Below are 20040 nucleotides of genomic sequence, written 5' to 3' on the forward strand. Positions count from 1 at the left end.
CCTAGTTCTCCTCGTGCCGGGCGCAGGCGCGCCGGGCGTCCGACACGACGCTCCACAGCCGTCCGGGCGTGGCGAAGGTCTCGAAGGTGAGCACCTGGTCGTCGATCTCCACCTCGTACTGGTCCTCCAGACCGACCAGCAGTTCCACGATCCGCAGCGAGTCGAGCCCGCTCGCCAGCAGGTCGGTGTCCGGGGTGATGCCGTCGAGCTCCGGCAGCACCCGGCGCAGCAGTTCCTCGTACCCGGTGTCCCAGCCCGGGGCGGCCGTCCCGTTCGGCGCGGTCACCGCAGGATCGCCATCTCGCGCGCGCGGACCCCGTGGTGGGTGGTCAGCGAGGCGACCTCGTCGCGCTCGCCGGGGGAGCTGGTGAACCAGTAGACCCCTGACATCGCCAGGTCGTCCGGCCACCGCGCCGGGTCGGTGATGCCCAGCTCGCCGAGCACCCGCAGGAAGAACGGGTCCACGGCGGTGCGCTCCCCGTCGATCACCGCCTCCACCCACCAGTGGTAGATCGGGAACGGCTTGACCAGGATCAGCCCGGTGGCCGCCCGGGCCGATCCGCCCTCGGCCCGCACCGAGGCGACCAGCCGGCGGGAGGCCAGCCGGCAGTCGGCCAGCCGGGTCTCGCGCAGGAAGCCCAGGTCGTGGGAGAGCGCGTCGGGGAGCACGTGGAAGCGCACGTCGGCCAGCTCGTCGACGGCCGCGCGCCAGGGCGCCGGGAAGTCCACCCGCCGCGGTGCGACGGGCGGGCGGGTGAGCGCGATCCGGAACTGCTGCTCCGTCAGCCGCTCGACCGCGCCGGCCGGCGGGCCGGCGGCCACGGCGAGCGCGAACGCGCAGGGGCCCGGGTGCCCCGGCTCGGGGCAGCGCGCCGAGACCTCCAGGACGAGCTCCTCCTCGCCGGCCGCAGCGAGGCCGGCGAAGGCGTTGCCGATCCGCCGCAGCCCGTTGACCCGGGGCGAGGCGACCGAGAGGCCGATCACCACGTTGTCGATGTCGGTGCGGTCGAAGCACAGTTGCGAGTCCACCTCGGCGTGCGGCAGGCCGAGGTCGAGGCAGCTGTCGAGCAGCTCGCGCGGGATCCGGTAGACGCCGAGCGCGCGCTCGTACGACTCGGTGTAGACGCGGTGCCCGTCCGGCACCCGCAGCACCCGCTCGACCAGCTCCGCGACGCGATCGGTCACCGGCGCGCCCGGTCCGTCCTCAGCCACCATCGGGCCGGCCACCGTCCTCGTCCTCGGCCCGCCGCGCGGTGGCGACGACCCGTTCGATCACCTCGTCCACCAGGACGGCCTCGGCCAGCGGGCAGCCGGGCCGGCCGGTGCCGGCGACGGCGGCCAGGAACTCGCCGAACACCGGTGCCAGCACGTTGGGTTGGGGCGCGAAGCGGCGCACCCGGCGGCCCCGCGGGCGGTGCTCCGCGAGCAGGCCGCCGTCCAGCCGGGGCAGCCGGAGCGCGTGGTCCGCCGCGACGCAGGCCAGCCGGTCGCGGGCGGGGCCGTCGGCCCAGTCGCAGCTCAGCCGCGCCGTCGTGCCGCCGGCCCAGGCCAGCTCCACCGAGGCCCGGCGCTCGGCGCCGCCCGGGAAGCGGTCGCCGACCGTGCCGCGCACTGCGGTCGGCGGGCCGAAGAGCCAGCAGAGCAGGTCGATCCGGTGGCTGCCGGCGTCGGCGAGCACGCCGCCGCCGGAGACCCGTGCCACCGTGCGCCAGTGCATCGGGTCCGCGGGCTGCGGGGCGAAGGGGGCGCGGAACCCGGCGCTCACCCGGTAGGGGCCGGACCGCAGCGCGCCGCGCAGCGCCCGCAGCGCGGGGGCGGAGCGCCGGTAGTAGGCGGCGGCGGTCACCACCGGGGCGGCGGCGGCCGCGGCGAGCACCTGGGCCCGGTCGTAGCCGAGCGCGCCGCCCAGCGGCTTCTCGACCAGCACGTGCCGGCCGGCCGCCACCGCCCGCAGCAGCAGCGGCACGTGGGCCACCACGGGCGTGGCGACGTAGACCGCGTCGACCCGGGCGAGCAGTTCGTCGAAGTCGTCGCTGCCCCGCTCGGCCCCGAACTCGGCGGCGGTGGCGGCCGCGCGGGCGCGGTCGCGCCCCCAGACGCAGCCGACCCGCTGGCCGAGGCCGAGCAGCGCCGGGAGGGCGCGCCGGCGCACCACGTCGCCGTAGCCGGCCACGCCCCAGCGCAGCCGCGGTACTGCCGAACAGGTCACGGCACGACCGCTCACGGCACGACCGCTCACGGCACGACCGCGATCTTGAGCGTCTCCGGCGGCGGTCCCGGGTACGGGCTCGGGGTGCCGCTCGGGGTGAGCAGGCTGCTCGCCGAGAGCCGCTCGATCGCGGCGGGCAGCTCGTCCAGCGGGTAGCTCGCGCTCAGCAGCGGGGCCAACTCCACCTGGTCGGCCAGGCGTTCCGCGACGGCCATGGTGGCGGCCCGGGCCAGGTCGGTGGGCTCGGCCGCCATGTGCACCCGCAGGCCCTTCTTCTCCCAGGCGATCATGTCGAAGGAGACGCGGGTGTCCACGTGGTGGGTGCCGAGGAAGATCACCAGACCGTTCTGGCGGACCAGTTCGACGCACTGGTTGGCCGTTTCCGGGGTGCCCACCGCGTCGATGGCCACGTCGAAGTCAGCGCCGACCAGCTCCCGCGCGGACACCGGCCCGCCCGGTGCCCGCACCGTCCGGTCCGCGCCGAGCGCGGTCGAGCGCTCCAGCCGCCACGGGTCGAGGTCCACGGCCACCAGCTCGGCGGCGCCGCGCCGCCGGACCACCTGGAGGGTCATCAGGCCCACCGGCCCCTGGCCGATCACGGCCACCCGGTCGCCGAGGCGCACGCCGCGGGTCGCGTGGATCGCCAGCGGCAGCAGCTGCAGGATCGCGCCCTGCTCGAACGGGATCCGCTCGGGCAGCCGGCCGACCGAGATCTGCCGGGCCAGCGCGAACTCGGCGAACCCGGTGGTGATCGGGGTCCGCAGGAAGACCCGCTCGCCGGGCCGCGAGGTGGCGCCCGGGCCGACCGCCTCGACGGTGCCGGCCACCTCGTGCCCGAAGCAGCCCACCGCGCAGTGGTCGCGCAGGCCGAGGTAGTGGTAGTAGGCCAGGTCGCTGCGGTTGCAGACGGTGCAGGCGCCGACCCGGACCAGCACCTCGCCGGGGCCGGGCACCGGCACCTCCCGGTCCCGGTGCAGCTTGAGCTCGAACCGGCCGGCGAGCTCGGCGGCCCGCATCCGGCCCGCCGTCGGCTGATCGTTCGTCATCTCACTCATCGTGATCTCACTCCCCGTCATCCGCGGACCACGGCTGCTGCCACGCGCTGCGCACGCTGGCCAGCGCCGACACGAACCGGAGGTCGGTCGACAGGCGCATGGTCTCGGTGGTGGTGTCCAGCGTCGCGTGCACCGTGTCCGGCGAGTGCAGCACGACGTCGCCCGCGCGGAAGTCGGTCCACAGCCAGCGGCCGCCGAGGGTCCGCGCGGTCCAGGCGAGGTCGTGGCTGAACGGCCGGGCGTCGTCGGGCCGGTCGGTCACCGGCCGGTCGCCGTCGAGCCGGCCGGGGTCGAGCCGGTGCGAGCCCTCCAGGTAGACCACGCCGCCGGTCTCCAACGGGCAGTCGCCGAGCGGGATCCAGGCGGTCACCAGCTCGCCGCCGGCCCCGCTCGGGTAGGCGCGGTCCACGTGGGCGCGGGCGGCGCTGCGGGACGCCGAGTCGTAGTGCCGCAGGATCCGGCGCGGCACCAGCTGGACCGGCCCGCCCAGCACCGAGCGGGCCAGCCCGGCCAGCTCCGGGCTCCGGGTGAAGGCGGCGTACGCGTCACTGCGCACGAAGTCGTGGGCGGGGTGCCCGGCCGTCCCGTAGGGGGCGAGGCCGACCGGGGGCCGGCCGGAGTAGACGCCGGCGGCCGGCCCGGTCCCGGGCTTGAGGTACCCGGGCGGGAAGAGCGAGAAGTAGGCCTCGCGGACCGCCCACACCTCGGCGGGGTCGAGCACCCCGCGCAGCAGCAGGTAGCCGTCCTGCCGGTACCGCTCGCGCAGCCGGTCCGGGTCCGCCAGGAGGTCGGTGCTGTCGGCCATGGGGGCGCTGTTGGATTCGTCCAGCTCCAGGACGACGCCGTTGGAACTGCATCGGGCGACTGTCTTCATGGTTCTTTCCGTCGGCACGGCTCAGTAGACTCCCTCGATCAGCCGGCCCGTCTCCACGGTCGGGGCCGGCCGCACGGCCGCGACGCCGTCCCAGGGGAACCATGGGTGCGGTGCCGTGCGCAGTGCGCTGTCGCGTTCGATGAGGTTGGGGATGAAGAGGTCCTCCAGCAGCGTGGTGGTGACGACCGTGCCCCGCTCGCCGTACTCGACGTCGGTGGTCCAGTCGTCGGCCCGGGCCACCCGCAGCACCCCGAACGGGGGTGCCAGGTGGTGGGCGCGCACCGCGTCCGGGGTCAGCGGGTCGGCCTGCAGGGCGTGCCCGACCAGGGTGTTGCCGTAGGTGTCGATCCACTGCACGCCGCCGAGGAACTCCTCCTTCAGGAAGCGCTCCTCCTCGGCCGTCCCGGAGGTCCCGCCGGTGCAGACCGCGCGGATCCCGTAGTCGGCCAGCGGCTCGTCGAGGGCCGCGGCCAGCACCAGCAGCAGCTTGGTGGTGGTGAACAGCAGGCTCGCCTCGCGCCGGGCCAGCAGGCTGAGCGTCTGGGCCACCAGGTGCGCCAGGTAGCCTTCGGGCCCGGCGCCGCCGCCGATCTGTGCCTTCACCCAGCGCGGGTCGAAGTCGATCGCGGCGACGGCCCCGCACCAGCTGTCCGCGAGGCCCTCGACGAAGTGGCCGTACGCGTGCGGCCCGCTGGGCGTCATCGCGAGCACGTCGCCGCCGGCCACGCCGCGCGCCCGCAGCATCGCCGCGTACATCGCCACGTCGTTGTCCAGCCGGGTCACGTTGACGATCCGGCAGGGCGCGCCGCTGGTCCCGCCGGTCTCGAAGACCCGGAACGGGCGGTCCGCGAAGCCGCGCGGCAGCAGGTCGCGCACCCGTGCCCGGCGCAGCCGCTCCTTGTCGAAGACCCCGAACCGGCGCAGGTCGGCGAAGCCGCCGACCGCCTCCAGCGGGTCGAAACCGAGGCTGTCGCGCTGGTCCAGCCAGAACGGCGAGCCGGTCGCTGGCGAGAAGTGCCAGCGCACCATCCGGCGGGTCCACTCGTCCAGGCCGACGTCGAGCAGCGGCAGGGACTCGGCCATCTCCTGGTACATCCGGCCCGCCTCGGCCGGGACGGCTGCGGTCATCGCTGGCTCCCGATGGGGTGGTTGACGATGTGGTGGGTGACGCCGCCGTCCGCCGCGAGGGCGGCGGCCTGCTCCGGGGTGGCCCGCAGCACGGTGGCGAACGGGAAGGGCGGCTCGAAGCCGAGCAGCGGGTGCGTCCCCGAGCGCGGCTCGACGCCGACCAGGGTCGGGGCCAGGTAGCGCGAGCCGTCCGCCGCCGTGCTGAGCAGCGGCCGGCGGGTGAACCGGCGGTCCGCCGGGCCGATCCGCCGCTCGACGTGCTCGGCGGTGCGGGCCGCGCCCTCGGCGTCCCGGCTGGCCGCCAGCGGCCAGGCCGGGTCGGCGGGTGCCAGCCGGATCCCGTCCAGCAGTTCGCCGAGCCGGACGGCGACCGGCTCGGGGTCGTCCAGGCACAGGATGCTGCGGACGGTGGTGCAGAACCGGCCCGCGTCGCCGGCCACCAGCTCCAGCAACTGCCGGGCGGCGGACGCCGGTTCGGCCCCGGCGGCGACCACGGCGCGGACCCGCAGCGGTCCGTGCACGGTGGCGGTGGCCCGGTCGCCGAACTCGGCGGCCACCTCCGCGCCGCCGTACAGCACCTGACGGTCCGTCACCTCGACCAGGGCCCGCAGCACCGGCCGGGCGGTCGGGTAGCAGCCGATCAGCTCGGCCGGCCAGCCCTCCTCGACCAGCGCCGCGACCAGCCGCAGCGCCGAGAACGGCTCCCGGGTGCTCGGCCTGACCCACAGCGCGCTGCCCGCCGCGGCGGCCCGCAGCACCGACTCCAGGCAGGTGAAGGTGTTGCCGGGCAGCGAGACCAGGGTGAGCGGCGGCCGGCCGGCCGCAGTGCGGGGCGCCTCCGGCTCGGTGACGATGGCGTCCAGACGGTCCGTCAGCATCCCCTGCCAGCGCTCGACCAGGGCGGCCGGCAGCCCCGCGCCCGCCCAGAGCGTCGCGGCGAACTCCTCGGGCCCCTGCGGGCCGAGGCCGCCGCACCGCACCGTGCCGCCGGTGAACCGCCGCCACGCGGCCCGGACGATGGCGGCCCGGCCCTCACGGTCGGGCAGGGCGGCGGTGCGGCCGCGCAGCCGGCGGGCGTCGCTGCGGACCAGCACCTCGGGCGCCAGCGACACGGCCGGCAGGCCGGCCGCGGTGGGCGCCGAGTCCTGCGAGACGGTCCACTCCCCGCGCCGCAGCAGCGGGAGGGGCGCGGCGCCCGGGGCCGGTGCGGTGGGGTTCATCCGAGGACCTCGTGCAGCGCCCTGACGACGCGGTCCTGCTCGCCCTCGGTCAGCTCGGGGTAGAGCGGCAGGCAGGCGTGCCGGTCGGCGAACTCCCGGGCCTGCGGGAACGCCCGGCCGCCGAACCCGGCGGCGAAGTACGGCTGGTCGCAGAGCAGCAGGTCGTAGACCTCGCCCGCGAGCGCGATCCCGTGCTCGGCCCGCAGCCGGGCCTTCAGCTCGGCGCGGTCCACACCCTCGTCCAGGTGGACGAGGTACTTGTACCAGCTGGTCGTGCTGCCCTCCGGCACCGGCTGCACCCGCAGCCCGGCCAGCCCGGCCAGCTGCTCGTCGTACCGGGCGGCCAGCCGGGCCCGGGCCGCGGTGCGCTCGGCGAAGCGGCGCAGCTGGGCCAGGCCGACGGCCGCGTGCACCTCGCTGAGCCGCCAGTTGCTGCCCAGGCTGTCGTGCAGGGTCGCGCCGGGACGCACCCGGCCGTGGTCGCGCAGCCGCAGGAACGCCTCGGTGCGCGCCGGGTCGGCCGCGGTGACCGCGCCGCCCTCCGCGCTGGTGAGCACCTTGGTCGGGTAGAACGAGTAGGTGCCGTAGTCGGCGATGCTGCCGGCCCGCTTGCCGCCGAGCGAGCTGCCGAAGGCGTGCGCGGCGTCCTCGATCACCGGGATGCCGCGCCGGTGGCACTCCTCGACCACCCGCGGCAGCAGCGGCGAGACGTACCCGCCGGTGTGCATCGCGATGACCGCGGCCACCGATCCGCCGTGCTGGTCCAGCCGTTCGCGCAGCGAGTCGGGGCAGAGCCCGAGGCCGTCCGGCTCCAGGTCGACGAAGTCGACCGACGCCCCGGCGCGCAGCGCGCCCGCCGCGGTCGCGATGAAGGTGTTGACCGGCACCAGCACGGTGCGGCCGGTCACCCCGATGTCCCGCAGCGCGATCTCCAGCGCGCTGGAGCCGGAGTCCACGGCGACCGTCGGGCCGCCGGCCCACGGGGCCAGCTCCGCCTCGAACCGGGCGACCAGCGGGCCGATGGTGAGCACGCCCGAGTCCAGGGTCTGCTCGATCGCGGCGGTGACCTCCGCCCGGGCCGCCCGGGTGAAGCCGACCCGGATCGGCGCGACCGGGGGCGGGCCCTGCTCGTCGGCGGGCCCGTCCAGCACCCGCTTCAGGAAGCCGATCGCCTCCTCGACCCCGGTGCCGTGGCCCATCGGCAGGGCCAGCACCTCGGCCAGGCCGGCCGCGCCCGCGACCTGGTACAGCGCGCGGACGGTCTCGCCGGCCGCCGCCGAGTCGGCCGGCTCCAGCGCCTGGTCGGCCAGCCCGTACTGCAGGTGCAGCGGCGCGGGGGCCAGCGCGGCGAACAGCTCGGGCAGGTCGGCGTGCGCGGCCAGGCCCGGCAGCACGGAGGCGCCGTGGCCCAGGCCCAGCACCCGGTAACTGCCCAGGTGGCTGGCCACGCAGAGCGGCACCGGGCGCTCGGCGGCCAGCGCGGCGTGCAGCGCGACCGCGCCGCCGAGGCTGTGGCCGAACAGCGCGGTGCGGCCGGGCAGCGCGTGCGGGTGCCGCGGCAGCCAGTCCAGCACCCGCAGCGCGTCCCCCGCGAGCACGCCGAGCAGTGGACGGCCCTGCTGGCCGAGGAGTTGGGCCAGCAGCTCGGCCTCGTCCCGGCCGTGCAGCCGGGCCGGGTCGACGCAGCCCGCGAAGCCGTAGTCGAGGGTGAGGGTGAGGAAGCCGGCCCGGGCGAAGTGCTCGGCGACGTTGCGGTCCGGGTGGTCGGGCGGCACGGCGCCGGTGACCTGGTCCGGGACGGCGCCCCGGCCGGGGCAGACGACGACCGCCGGCAGCCGCTCGGCGGTGCCGGCCGGGCGGGTCGCGATCACCCGGACGGTGTCCTCGGGCCCGCCCAGCAGGTACTCCTCGCGGACCAGGCCGCCGGCCTCCCGCGCGGCCACCAGCCGGGCCCCGGTGCCCGCCACCGGGTCGAGGCCGGCCCCGCCGAGCCGGCGGACGGCGCCGCGGACCTCCCGGCGCCAGGCCTCGAACTCCGCGGCCCGCTCGGGCAGCGGCCGGGGCCCGGCCGCCGTGAGCCGGGCCCAGCGTCCCGTCGCCCGCCCGGTGGCCACCGGCTCAGACGAAGTCCGCATGCAGCGTCCTCGGGATCTCGATCTGGTAGGAGCTGAGCGCCTCGTCCAGGTTGATGTGGCCGCGCCGCAGCCACTCCAGCAGCTCGTTCTGCGGCCGGTAGAAGCAGGACTTGCACAGGTCGGTGCGGCTCGGGTTGGAGGCCTCCCACTCGGCGCGCTTGCCGCCCTCCAGGACCTGCAGGTAGCCGTCCTCCAGCACGTTGCCGATCAGGTAACGGCTGTTCAGGTGGACCTGCGGGCAGGGGTACAGGTTGCCGTCGGCGCCGACCGCCGTGACGAACCGGCTGTAGTGGCAGTGCTCGAAGTCGCCCTCGACCTCCTCGACCTGGTCCATCGCGCCGCGGTCCAGCTTGGGGATGGAGACCTCGAAGGAGTCGGTGCTCAGGGCCGCCACGTCGTCCAGCGCCGCGGAGATCTCGGCCATCTGCTCGTCGACGGTCTGGTGGCCCAGCGCGGAGTAGAACTCCGGCTCGAAGCGCACGTAGTGGGCGCCGGAGCGGCCGGCCAGCTCGGCGGCCGCGCGGACCTCGGTGTGGTTCTCCGCGGTGATCACGTAGTTGAAGCCCACCCGGAAGTCCGGGTCGACCGCCGCCTCGCGCAGCGTGCGCGGGGTGTTCTCGAAGGTCGGGAAGGTGTCGTCGCGGTCGCGGGTGATCCGCTTGAAGTTGTCCTCGGAGCCCGCGTTGAGCCCGATCCGCACCCAGGTGTGGGTCCGGGCGATGCAGTCGGCGATCTTCGGGTCGGAGAGCCGCGAGCCGTTGGTGATCAGCCCGATGCGCAGGCCGGCCTCGTGCGCGGCCTCGCAGATCTCGACGTACCCGGGGTGGATGGTGCACTCGCCGCTGCCGCAGAAGGTGACGGCCCGCCCGCCGGTGGCGGCGAACTCCCGCATCAGCCGGATCGCCGCGTCGGTCTTGATGGAGTCCTTGAAGGAGAAGCGGTCGTAGAACTGCTCCTCGTTCGGCGAGTGGAAGTTGCAGAAGTTGCAGCGCATGTTGCAGGCGCCCATGATCCCGATGCGCATGTGGATCGGGCGGAACTCCTCGCCGGCGGCGAAGGCCCGGACCAGGTCCGGGTGGGCCAGTACCTTGTTCGGCGCGTGCGCCTCGTCGAGCGACACGATCGGCAGGCCCTCGCGGTTGCTGGGCCGGGCGATGTCGTAGAGCCGTAGGTCTCGGGAATCGGTCACTGGAATCCTCCTCGCGGCGGGCCCGGAAAATCGGCATTTCGGTGCGGACGCCGTCGTCGTCGACGGTGCGTCGCGCCCGTGCCGGTCGGAACGGAACGACGTGCCACGCCTGTTGGAGCGGCGCTGATTTCACGGGTTCGCGTTTCGAGCAGGCCAATCATGCCCCAAGCTCCGAGCACTGGGAAGGCGTGTTCCACGGGCTGGGAATTATCAGTCAGGGGTTATGTATAAGCCCTGACTGATCGTTCATAAGTCCTGGCTGATATTCCGTTGGAAGAGGGCTGGAGAGGAGTCGGGAGAGCCTTTCATAATGCGCAACTTATGTGTCCGAACCATCGGCCGAAATGACCTTGCAGTGATCGAGTGTTTCCGCCAAACTCGTGCCCGGCGAACTCGCGCCGGCAAAACCCCTGCCCGGCGCGTCGGCAAATGCACTGATGCAACCCCGGGAGAGCAGAATGACCAAGGATTTGAAGTCCCTGGCTTACGACCACCTGTGGTTGCATTTCACCGACATGGAGTCGTACCGCCGGCCCGGCGTGCCGGTCGTGGTGCGCGGCGAAGGGGCCCGGATCCAGGACCTGGAGGGCCGCGAGTACCTGGACGCGCTCTCCGGCCTGCTGGTGGTCCAGGCCGGGCACGGCCGCGAGGAGCTCGCCGAGGCCGCCGCCCGGCAGGCGCGCCAGCTCGCCTACTTCCCGCTCTGGGGCCACGCCCACCCGCAGGCGATCGAACTGGCCGAGCGGCTCGCCGCCCACGCTCCGGGCGACCTGAACAAGGTCTTCTTCACCACCGGCGGCAGCGAGGCCGTGGAGACCGCCTGGAAGCTGGCCAAGCAGTACTTCAAGCTGGTCGGCAAGCCGCTCAAGCACAAGATCCTCAGCCGCACCATGGCCTACCACGGCACCACCCAGGGCGCGCTGTCGATCACCGGGATCCCGGACGCCAAGAAGCTCTTCGAGCCGCTGGTGCCGGGCGCCCGCCGGATCCCCAACACCGACCTCTACCGGGCCGCCGAGGTCACCGGGGTGGCCGAACTCGCCGACGACCCCGAGCGGTTCGGGCGCTGGGCGGCCGACCAGGTGGAGCGGGTCATCCTGGCCGAGGGCGCGGACACCGTCGCCGCGGTGATCGTCGAGCCGGTGCAGAACTCCGGCGGCTGCCTGCCGCCGCCGCCCGGCTACTTCCGGCGGCTGCGCGAGATCTGCGACGCGCACGACGTGCTGCTCGTCTCGGACGAGGTGATCTGCGCCTTCGGCCGGCTCGGCACCATGTTCGGCTGCGAGAAGTTCGACTACGTGCCCGACATCATCACCTGCGCCAAGGGCATGACCTCCGGCTACTCGCCGATCGGCGCGGCGATCGTCTCCGACCGGGTGGCCGCCCCGTTCTACCGGCGCGGCGGGTACTTCCCGCACGGCTACACCTTCGGCGGCCACCCGGTCTCCTCCGCGGTCGCGCTGGCCAACCTCGACCTCTTCGAGCGCGAGGACCTGCTGGGCAACGTGCGCCGCAACGAGCCGGTGCTGCGCGGCAGCCTGGAGGGCCTGCTGGACATCCCGATCGTCGGCGACGTCCGCGGCGACGGGTACTTCTACGGCATCGAGCTGGTCCGCGACCGGGAGACCCGGGAGCCGTTCACCGCCGAGGAGCGCGAGCTGCTGCTGGCCGGGCCCGGCGGTCTCTCTGAGCAGCTCTGGGAGTCGGGCCTGTACTGCCGGGCCGACGACCACGGCGAGCCGGTGATCCAGCTCGCCCCGCCGCTGATCTGCGGCCCCGAGGAGTTCGGCTTCATCGAGCAGGTGCTGCGCACGGCGATCACCGCCACCTGGAAGCGGTTCGAAAGCGCGCGGGAGCGATGAGCGCCAGTCCCGGGGCGAGCCACCTGGAGCAGGTGGCCGCCGCCTGGACCGCGGCCTTCGACGGGGTGCGGCACCCGGATTCGGCGAACTTCTTCGACCTCGGCGGCACCTCGCAGCAACTGCTGCGGGTGGTGGCCGAGTTGCGCGAGCTGCCGGCCGGCGGTCAGGTCACCGCCCAGGACCTCTACCGGCACCCGACGATCCGGGCCCTGGCGGACGCCCTGGCGGCCCGCACCGGGCCGGCGGCCGGTCCGGACGGCCCGACCGGGCCGAGGACGCCGGCCGCGGTCGGCCCGGGCGACACGATCCGGATCGTCAGCCCCGGCTTCCCGACGCTGGCCCACCTCCCCGACCGCGCCGGCCGGGCGGTGGCCGCGCTGGAGGCGCTCGGCTTCGCCGTCGGCTTCGGCGAGCACGCCTTCGCCATGTCGCCGGACGGCCTGACGGCCGGCCCGGCGCGGCAGCGCGCCGCCGACATCATGGCGGCCTTCGAGGACCCCGGGGTGGACGCGATCCTGGTGTCCGACGCCGGGGAGGGCAGCCGGGAGCTGCTGCCGCTGCTCGACGCGCGGGTCATCGCCCGCAACCCCAAGCCCTTCGTCGGCTTCTGCGACACCGCCTTCCTCCAGCACTACCTGGCGCTGGAGGCCGGGCTCGGCTCGGCCTACGGCTGCTCGCTGATGGTGCACCTGGGCGACGTCGGCGGGCCGATGCCGGAGACCACCGACCACCTGGTGCGCACCCTGGCCGGCCTGCCGCTGGAGTTGCGGCCGGTCGCCTCCCGGTCCCGCCCGCTGACCACCTGGTTCGATCCGGACGTCGAGGGCTCGCGGCGGGTGCGCGACGTGCCGGGCGGCTGGCACTGGGCCAGGGGCGGGGTCGCGAGCGGACCGCTGTTCGGCGGTGAGGTGTCGCAACTCGCGGACATCGTCAAGGAGTTCGGCCTCAGCTACGACGGGGCCGTGGTCTTCGTGGATATCACCGAGGAGCACACCACGCCGCCGCTGTGGCTGCTCGGCCGGCTGTTCCGCGAGGTCGACCTGACCGGGGCCGCCGCTCTGGTGATCGGGGCCGACCCGCAGAGCGATCCGGCGGTGTGGGCCCGTCAGGTGTCCGCCCTGCTGGACCGGTTCGTCCCCGGCACCTCGTTCCCGGTGCTGGTGAACGCGGACATCTGCCACCTGGCGCCGTGCTGGACGGTGCCGTTCGGCGAGCCCGCCGTCCTGGACGAGAGCCGCGGCCTGCTCTTCCCCCGCCGAGCCCACCCCGTCACGTCGAGCACGTCAAGGAGCGCGGATGTCTGACCCCGGCGACGAACTGGAGGCGTCCCTGACGGCGATCTGGCGCCGCTGCCTGGCGGTCGACCGGGTCGGCCCGGACGACGACTTCCTCGACCTGGGCGGCGACTCGCTGGGCGCGCTCGCCGTCCTCGCGGAGCTGGAGCTCGCGCACGGGGTGCCGGTCGACGTGTTCGAGCTGATGATGGCGCCGACCGTGCGCGAGCTGGCCGCCGTGGTGCGGGCCAAGTCGGTGGGCGGACCGTGATCGACCTGCTGCGGGTCGGCGAGCACGGCCCGGACTCGACGGCGCTGGTCGTCGACGGGGAGCCGATCGGCCGTCAGGTGCTGGCCGGCCTGGCCGACTCGGTCGCGGCGGCCATGGCGAGCGACCGCAAGGCCGTGGTCTGGTGCGCCGGCGACCGCGACCTGTCGACCGTGCTCGGCTACCTGGGCGCCGTCCGGGCCGGGCACGCGGTGGCCTTCCTGCCCTGCGGGCAGGACCCGGTGAGCGCGCTGGCCATCCTGGACACCTACCGGCCCGAGTTCGTGGTGCCGACCCCGTGGCTGGCCGGCCTGCTCGCCGGGCACGGCTACGCGCCGCGCGAGACCGGCACCGGCTGCGAGCTGTTCGCCCGCGGCCCGGGCGCCGGCGACCCGGGCGGGGAGGTCGCCGAGGACCTGCTGGTGCTGCTCAGCACCTCCGGCTCGACCGGCAGCGCCAAGGCCGCGAAGCTCTCGGCGCGGGCGGTCGCCGACAGCACCGCCGCGATCACCGAGTCGCTGGCCATCGGCCCGGGCGACCGGGCGGCCACCAGCCTGCCGATCCGCTTCTCCTACGGCCTGTCCGTGCTCAACACCCACCTGCGGGCCGGCGCCCCGGTGCTGCTGACCGCGGAGAACCCGTCCTCGCTGCGCCACTGGCAGGAGCTGGTCCGCGCCCGGGTGACCACCTTCTCGGCCGTGCCCACCACCTACCGCACGCTCGGCCCCGCCCACCAGCGGCTGTTCGCCGAGTCGGCGCTGACCACCATGACCACCTCGGGCGGCCGCCTGGACCCGGCGGTGCAGGAGCGCTGGTGGCGGCTGCTGCGCGAGCGGCGGGGCCGCTTCCACCCGATGTACGGCCAGACGGAGTCGACCGCGCGGATCACCTGCATGCGGCCCGAGGCGCTGCCGGAGCGGTTCGGCTCGGTCGGCACGGCCGTCCCCGGCGGGCGGGTCTGGATCGCCACCGACACCGCCACCGACACCGCCACCGACACCGACACCGCCGGCTCAGCGGAGGACGGCGAGGGCGAGATCTGCTTCAGCGGCCCCGGCGTGATGTCGGGCTACGCCCTCGGCCGCTCCGACCTGGCCCGCTGCGGCCCGCCGCAGGCGGTGCTGCGCACCGGGGACCTCGGCCGGCTGGACGGCGGCTTCCTCTACGTGACCGGCCGGATCAAGCGGATCGCCAAGGTCTTCGGCTACCGCGCCAACCTCGACGAGCTGGAGGCCCGGCTCGACCAGTCGGGCGGCGAGCTGGCCGTCACCGCGACCGACGAGCGGGTCACCGTGCTGGTCACCGAGCCGGCCGACGAGGCGTGGGCGCAGGCCCAGCGGCGCGGCGTGGTCGAGCTGCTCGGCGTGCCCGACGCCTGCGTGCGGCTGCGCCGGATCGCGGCCCTGCCGCGGACCCCGAACGGCAAGACCGACTACGCGGCGCTGGACCGGGAGCAGCGGGGTGAGCCGCGATGACGGTGCTCTCCCTCGGCGACCGCCTGCGGCAGCTGGCCGGTGAGCTCGGCGACCGCCCGGCGCTGATCGCCGTGGACCGGTCGGGACGCCAGGAGGTGCTCGGCTGGCGCGGGCTGGCCCGGCTGATGGAGCGGGAGGCACGCGCCGCCGCCCGGCGCGGCGGGGCGGTCACGGCCGTCCCGGTGCGGGGCGACCTGGACGGGGTGGCCCGGCTGGTCGGCGCCTTCGACGCGGGTGCCCCGGTGCTGCTGCTGGACGCGGCCGCGCCGGAGGCGGAGCGCGAGCGGCTGACCGCCGAGGCCCACCGGCTGACCGCCGGGGCCGCGCCCGCCGGCTACCTGATGCCGACCGGCGGCTCCACCGGCCTGCCCAAGCTGGTGCTGCGCCCCCGGCTCCCGGAGTACGACCCGCGCCGCAACCCCTCGGCGCTGTTCCGGGCGACCGGCTGGCACCCGGGGCAGACCCAGCTGCTCGCCGGGCCGCCGCACCACACCGCGCCGCTGGCCCACCTGCTGGAGGCCCTGCTGACCGGCACCACCGTGGTGCTGCCGGCCGCGTTCCGGCCGGACCAGGTGTTCGACCTGATCGAGCAGCACGGCGTCGGCTGGACCCAGCTGACGCCCACTCACCTGCGGATCCTGGAGCCGCTGCTGGACACCCGGGCCGGGGCGCTGCGCTCGCTGCGCGGCGTGCTGCACACGGCCGCGCCCTGCCCGCCGGCCACCAAGCGCCGGTGGATCGAGGCGCTGGGCGGCGACCGGGTGCACGAGACCTACGGGAGCACCGAGGGCACCGGCGTCACGCTGTGCACCGGCACCGAGTGGCTGGCCCGCCCGGGGACGGTCGGGCGCGGGTTCCTGACCCAGGTGCGGATCCTCGACGAGGCCGGCGCGCAGCTGCCGCCGGGCCGGCCGGGGACGGTGTTCATGCGGACCGTCGGCGGCGGCCCGGCTTTCCGGACGGTGGGCGACCGCGGCCACCTCGACGAGGACGGCTACCTGTTCCTGGCCGGCCGCACCGACGACCTGGTGATCATCGGCGGCGAGAACGTCGACCCGCACGAGGTGACGGCGGCGCTGCTCGACCACCCCGAGGTGGCCGACGCCGCGGTCTTCGGCGTCCGCGACGACACCTTCGGCGTCTACCTGCGGGCCCTCGCGGTGCCGGCGGCGGGCGCGGAGCTGGACGCCGGCCGGCTGCGCGAGCACCTGGCCGCCCGGGTGGCCCCGCACAAGCTGCCGGCGGTGATCCGGCTGGTCCCGGAGCTGCCGCGGTCGGCCGCGGGGAAGTTGGCGGCCGAGGTCCGCCGCCTGCGGGCCTGACGGCGCCGGGACGCAACGAACGGCACGACGAGAGGTGGAACGCATGCACGACCCGGCCATGGCCGGCCCCGCCATCGCCATCGAGGCGCTGGCCCGCACCTTCCGCGGCCCGCAGGGGCGGGTCAAGCACGCGGTGGACGGGCTGTCGCTGACCGTGGAGCGCGGCGAGATGGTCGGGCTGCTCGGGCCCAACGGGGCCGGGAAGACCAGCACCGTCAAGATCCTGATGACGGTGCTGCTGCCGACCGCCGGCCGGGCCGCGGTGCTGGGCCACGACGTGGTCCGGGACGCGCAGACGGTGCGGCGGCTGACCGGCGTCATCCTGGGCGGCGACGCCGGGCTGTACGCCCGGCTGTCGGCCCGGGACAACCTGCTGCTCTTCGCCGACCTCTACGGCATCCCGTACCGCGAGCAGAAGCGCCGGGTGCCCGAACTGCTGGACCGGGTGGGCCTGCTGGGCGAGGAGCACAAGCGGGTGGAGACCTACTCGCGCGGCATGAAGCAACGCCTGCACATCGCCCGCGGCCTGCTGCACGACCCGAAGGTGGTGATCCTGGACGAGCCGAGCAACGGCATCGACCCGGTCGGCGCCCGGGAGTTGCGGGCCCTGGTCCGCGAGCAGGTGCGCCGGCAGGACCGCACGGTGCTGCTCACCACGCACTACATGTTCGAGGCCGACGAGCTGTGCGACCGGGTCGCGGTGCTGCGGGCCGGGCGCAAGATCGCCGAGGGCACCCCGGCGGCGCTGAAGAAGGAGACCGACGGCCAGGTGGTGCTGAACGTGCAGGTCGACGGCGTGACCGAGGAGCACGTGGCGCGGCTGCGGGCGCTGCCCGGCATCCGCTCGGTGAACCTGACCGAGCACGACTCCCGGCAGTCGCTCGACGTGCACAGCGGGCAGGAGCGCGACGTCACCGCCGACGTGCTGGCCGAGCTGCGCGAGTTGACGGTGCGTCAGGTGCTCAAGCGGGAGCCCACCCTGGAGGACGCCTACGTCGCGCTGATCTCCGGGGACCGGGCATGACGGCGCCGGCGGTCCCGCGAGGCGGCCCGCGCACCGCGGCCGGCTTCCTCTTCCGGTCCTGGCGCCTGGAGTTGTGGCAGCTCTCGCGCTCCCCGCTCTACCTGTTCCAGTGCGTGCTGCTGCCGCTGATCTTCGCCTCGCTGGCCTTCTACATGTTCCGCGGCTCGCCGCGGCACACCGCGCCGGTCGACGTGGCGCTGAGCGCCGCCCTGATGGGCATGTGGTCCTCGACGCTGCTCGGCTCCGGCAACGCGATCAACCGCCTGCGCTGGACCCAGCTGCTGGAGCCGCTGGTCGCCAGCCCCCGGTCGACCTTCCTGTTCACCCTGCCGTTCGCCCTCGCCACGGCCTCGCTCGGCGTCTACGGGCTGGCGTCGACCCTGCTGTGGAGCGCGCTGCTGTTCGACATGCCGCTGCACGTGGCCGACCCGCCCGCGTTCGCCGTGGCGGTGGCCGTCACCGTGGCGGCCGTCGGGCTGCTCGGGCTGCTGATGGCCTCCGCGTTCATCCTCTACCCGACCGCGCAGTCGCTGGCGAACTTCTTCGAGTACCCGGTCTGGATGCTCAGCGGCATGTTGGTGCCGGTCTCCGCCCTGCCCGGGCCGGTCCGCTGGGTCTCCTACCTGCTCGCCCCGACCTGGGGGGTCAAGGCGCTGGAGGGGGCGGCGGACGGCGGCCCGGGCGCCTGGGCGGCCGTGGGCACCTGCGCGCTGCTCTCGGCGGGCTACGTCGCCGTCACCCTGCTCCTACAGAAGAGGTTCGAATGGCTGGCCCGATCCAGCGGCACGCTGGCGCTGCAGTGACGGCGAGACTGTTCTTCGTCGCGGGCTGGCGGTCGCACCGGGCGCTGTTCCACTGGCTGCGCCCCTCCGCCTTCATCCCCACCGTGCTGGGCATCCCGGTCGTGCAGCTGGTCTGGTTCGTCCACCTCGGCCGCTACCTGGGCACCCACCCCACCGAGTACTACGTGCTGGGCAACGCGCTGAACGCCTGCGCGCTGGCCGGCCTGTTCGCGCCGGCCATGTCGATCCAGGGCGAGCGGTTCAGCGGCACGCTCAGCGCCGTGCTGGCCACGCCCGCCAACCGGGCGGTGATGTTCGGCGGCCGGATCGTGCCGGCCGCGGTGATGGGCGCCCTCACCTCCGCGGTGATGCTGCTGCTCGGCACCGCCCTCGGCTGGCTGCACGTCCCGCTCGGCGCGCTGCCCCGGCTGGCCGTCGCCGTGCTGGTCACGGCGCTGTCGTGCAGCGCCTGCGGCATGCTCATCGGGGCGATCGGGCTGCGCACCCGGGAGGCGACCTTCCTCGCGAACCTGGTGCTCTACCTGCTGTTGCTGCTCAGCGGGGTGAACATCCCGCTCGCCGCGCTGCCCGGCTGGCTCGCCGCGATCGGCGCGCTGCTGCCGACCTCCCAGGGCATCGAGGCGGCCCGCCGCGCCCTGGCCGGCGGCGGCGGGATGGCCGGCCCGCTCGGCTGGGAGCTGCTGAAGGCCGGCGTGCTGCTGCTGGCGGCCCTGCTGGTGCTGCGCGCGCTGGAACGGGCCGGCCGCGCCCACGCGGCACTTGACGATGCGTGAGGGGACCACCGGACGATGACGGACGACGACACCAGCACCGACGACACCACCGGCCTGTTGGCCTACGGGCAGCTCTCGGTCTGGCGGGTGCTGGCGAACTGGCCGGTCGAGCGCTGGCCGGAGACCTACCTCAGCGCGGTCGTGCCGGTCCCGGCCGACTGCCCGCTGGACCGCGTGGTGCGGGCCTTCGGCACGCTGTGCGACCGGCACGAGTCGCTGCGCACGCTCTTCACCGACGGGCCGCAGGGGCCGCGCCAGCGGGTGCTCCCGGCCGGCGCCCGCCCGCCCGGGGTGGCGGTGGTCGAGTGCCCGGGCGCCGACGCCGAGCTGGCCGAGGCGCGGGGGCGCCTGCTGGCGGGCGAACCGTTCGACCGGGAGCGGGAGTTCTCGCACCGCTTCGCGGTGGTGACCGAGGCCGGGCGGCCGGCGCACGCCGTCCTGGTGCTGGACCACCTGCTGGCCGACGGCTTCGCCCTGGACCGGCTGCGCAGCGAGCTGGCCGCGCTGTTGGGCGCCGACGTGCCGGACGGGCACCGGTGGCTCGCCGAGACTCCGGCGCAGCCCCGCCAACTCGCCGCCGCCCAGCGCTCGGAGGAGAACCGGCGGCGGCGCGAGGCGGTCGTCCGGCACTGGCGCCGGCTGCTCGACACGCTGCCCGCCGAGCTGTTCCCGGTGCCGGACGACGCCGGGCACCGGCCGGGCCGGATCGAGGCGGTGCTGCGCTCGCCCGGCGCCCGGTCGTCGCTGGCCCGGGCCGGCGAGCGCCTCGGGATCCTGCCGCAGGGGGTCATGCTGGCCGTCAACTCCGTGGCCACCGCGGCGGTGACGGGCAGCACCCGGGTGGTCCACACGCTCCAGTCGAGCAACCGGTTCAGCGCGCCCTGGCGGACCGCCGTCACCTCCATGAACCAGTTCGCGGTGCTGCCGCTGGACCTCGACCGCACGCCCGACTCCTTCGCCGAGTACGCCAGGTACGTGCAGGGCAGCTCGCTGCGGGCCTACCAGCTCGCCTCCTACGACATCGACGTGGTGAACGCGCTGGTCCGCGAGGAGCGCGGGATCACCCTCGGCTTCGACCACTTCTTCAACTTCATGGCCACCGACGTCACGGCCGCGCCGCCGCCGGACCCGGGCGCCGCCCCGGCCGCTCCCCGGGTGGAGACCACCCGCCCCAACCGGCAGATCGGGCCGCGCTTCGACGTGAAGGTGTGGGGCGGACCGGACATGCCGGTGGTCGTCCGCGCCGACCCCCGGCTGATCGACCAGCCCCGGCTGAACGCGCTGCTCGGCTGGTTCGACGAGGAGCTGGGCCGGCTCGCCACGGACGGCGCGACCGGCGTCACGGCCGCGCTGCACCGCTGCACGGCGGCCATCGGCGGCTGACCCGGGCCGCCCAGCGCGCCGCCGCACCCGCACCGAACGTGAGGAA

General features: G+C 75.0%; 18 protein-coding genes. 9 read left to right on the top strand and 9 right to left on the bottom strand.

Annotated elements, in window-relative coordinates; all coding sequences use genetic code 11:
* Window position 1: 1 nt before the first annotated feature.
* From FHX73_RS13765 to FHX73_RS13805, 9 genes are read right to left on the bottom strand one after another with little or no spacing between them, the layout of a single operon-like run.
* Window positions 2–286, bottom strand: a complete 285-nt coding sequence (locus FHX73_RS13765; RefSeq protein WP_145905288.1) for a phosphopantetheine-binding protein — start codon at window positions 284–286, stop codon at window positions 2–4.
* Window positions 283–1185 (bottom strand): hypothetical protein, encoded by a 903-nt coding sequence (locus tag FHX73_RS13770; RefSeq protein ID WP_145905289.1) that lies wholly within the window; start codon window positions 1183–1185, stop codon window positions 283–285. Before FHX73_RS13770 ends, FHX73_RS13765 begins: the two co-directional genes overlap by 4 nt.
* Before the next feature lie 19 nt (window positions 1186–1204).
* The gene (locus tag FHX73_RS13775; protein ID WP_170304912.1) at window positions 1205–2209 is read right to left on the bottom strand and encodes a Gfo/Idh/MocA family protein; all 1005 of its coding nucleotides are present in this window, start codon (window positions 2207–2209) and stop codon (window positions 1205–1207) included.
* A 26-nt stretch (window positions 2210–2235) separates the two neighbouring features.
* Entirely contained in the window at window positions 2236–3255 is a 1020-nt protein-coding gene (locus tag FHX73_RS13780; RefSeq protein WP_246213510.1) for a zinc-dependent alcohol dehydrogenase, read from the bottom strand.
* Between the two features lie 16 nt (window positions 3256–3271).
* A complete protein-coding gene (locus FHX73_RS13785) occupies window positions 3272–4138 on the bottom strand; it encodes a phytanoyl-CoA dioxygenase family protein (RefSeq protein ID WP_145905291.1) in 867 nt (288 codons plus the stop codon).
* A 21-nt stretch (window positions 4139–4159) separates the two neighbouring features.
* Window positions 4160–5266: a phenylacetate--CoA ligase family protein gene (locus tag FHX73_RS13790; protein ID WP_145905292.1), complete on the bottom strand. Its 1107-nt coding sequence runs from the start codon at window positions 5264–5266 to the stop codon at window positions 4160–4162.
* Window positions 5263–6486: an aldehyde dehydrogenase family protein gene (locus FHX73_RS13795; protein WP_145905293.1), complete on the bottom strand. Its 1224-nt coding sequence runs from the start codon at window positions 6484–6486 to the stop codon at window positions 5263–5265. Before FHX73_RS13795 ends, FHX73_RS13790 begins: the two co-directional genes overlap by 4 nt.
* A complete protein-coding gene (locus FHX73_RS13800) occupies window positions 6483–8621 on the bottom strand; it encodes a DegT/DnrJ/EryC1/StrS family aminotransferase (RefSeq protein ID WP_145905294.1) in 2139 nt (712 codons plus the stop codon). Before FHX73_RS13800 ends, FHX73_RS13795 begins: the two co-directional genes overlap by 4 nt.
* A complete protein-coding gene (locus tag FHX73_RS13805) occupies window positions 8605–9810 on the bottom strand; it encodes a radical SAM protein (protein WP_211786191.1) in 1206 nt (401 codons plus the stop codon). Before FHX73_RS13805 ends, FHX73_RS13800 begins: the two co-directional genes overlap by 17 nt.
* A 458-nt stretch (window positions 9811–10268) precedes the next feature.
* On the opposite strand from FHX73_RS13805, the gene FHX73_RS13810 reads away from it, so the two are divergent.
* From FHX73_RS13810 to FHX73_RS13850, 9 genes are read left to right on the top strand one after another with little or no spacing between them, the layout of a single operon-like run.
* Window positions 10269–11672: an aspartate aminotransferase family protein gene (locus tag FHX73_RS13810; RefSeq protein WP_145905295.1), complete on the top strand. Its 1404-nt coding sequence runs from the start codon at window positions 10269–10271 to the stop codon at window positions 11670–11672.
* Entirely contained in the window at window positions 11669–12976 is a 1308-nt protein-coding gene (locus tag FHX73_RS13815; RefSeq protein ID WP_145905296.1) for an LD-carboxypeptidase, read from the top strand. Before FHX73_RS13810 ends, FHX73_RS13815 begins: the two co-directional genes overlap by 4 nt.
* Window positions 12969–13217, top strand: coding sequence for a phosphopantetheine-binding protein (locus FHX73_RS13820; protein WP_145905297.1), 249 nt, complete (start codon window positions 12969–12971; stop codon window positions 13215–13217). The genes FHX73_RS13815 and FHX73_RS13820 overlap by 8 nt, the downstream gene beginning before the upstream one ends.
* A complete protein-coding gene (locus FHX73_RS13825; protein WP_145905298.1) occupies window positions 13214–14689 on the top strand; it encodes an AMP-binding protein in 1476 nt (491 codons plus the stop codon). The genes FHX73_RS13820 and FHX73_RS13825 overlap by 4 nt, the downstream gene beginning before the upstream one ends.
* Window positions 14686–16011 (top strand): AMP-binding protein, encoded by a 1326-nt coding sequence (locus tag FHX73_RS13830; protein ID WP_145905299.1) that lies wholly within the window; start codon window positions 14686–14688, stop codon window positions 16009–16011. The genes FHX73_RS13825 and FHX73_RS13830 overlap by 4 nt, the downstream gene beginning before the upstream one ends.
* 43 nt (window positions 16012–16054) lie before the next feature.
* Window positions 16055–17035, top strand: a complete 981-nt coding sequence (locus FHX73_RS13835; RefSeq protein ID WP_246213511.1) for an ABC transporter ATP-binding protein — start codon at window positions 16055–16057, stop codon at window positions 17033–17035.
* On the top strand, window positions 17032–17838 hold the full coding sequence (locus FHX73_RS13840; RefSeq protein WP_145905300.1) for an ABC transporter permease: 807 nt from the start codon (window positions 17032–17034) through the stop codon (window positions 17836–17838). The genes FHX73_RS13835 and FHX73_RS13840 overlap by 4 nt, the downstream gene beginning before the upstream one ends.
* Window positions 17835–18611, top strand: a complete 777-nt coding sequence (locus FHX73_RS13845; RefSeq protein ID WP_170304913.1) for an ABC transporter permease — start codon at window positions 17835–17837, stop codon at window positions 18609–18611. Before FHX73_RS13840 ends, FHX73_RS13845 begins: the two co-directional genes overlap by 4 nt.
* A 15-nt stretch (window positions 18612–18626) precedes the next feature.
* A complete protein-coding gene (locus tag FHX73_RS13850) occupies window positions 18627–19994 on the top strand; it encodes a condensation domain-containing protein (protein WP_145905302.1) in 1368 nt (455 codons plus the stop codon).
* The last annotated feature ends 46 nt before the right edge of the window (window positions 19995–20040 follow it).

Source organism: Kitasatospora viridis (genome assembly GCF_007829815.1).
Lineage (GTDB): Bacteria > Actinomycetota > Actinomycetes > Streptomycetales > Streptomycetaceae > Kitasatospora > Kitasatospora viridis.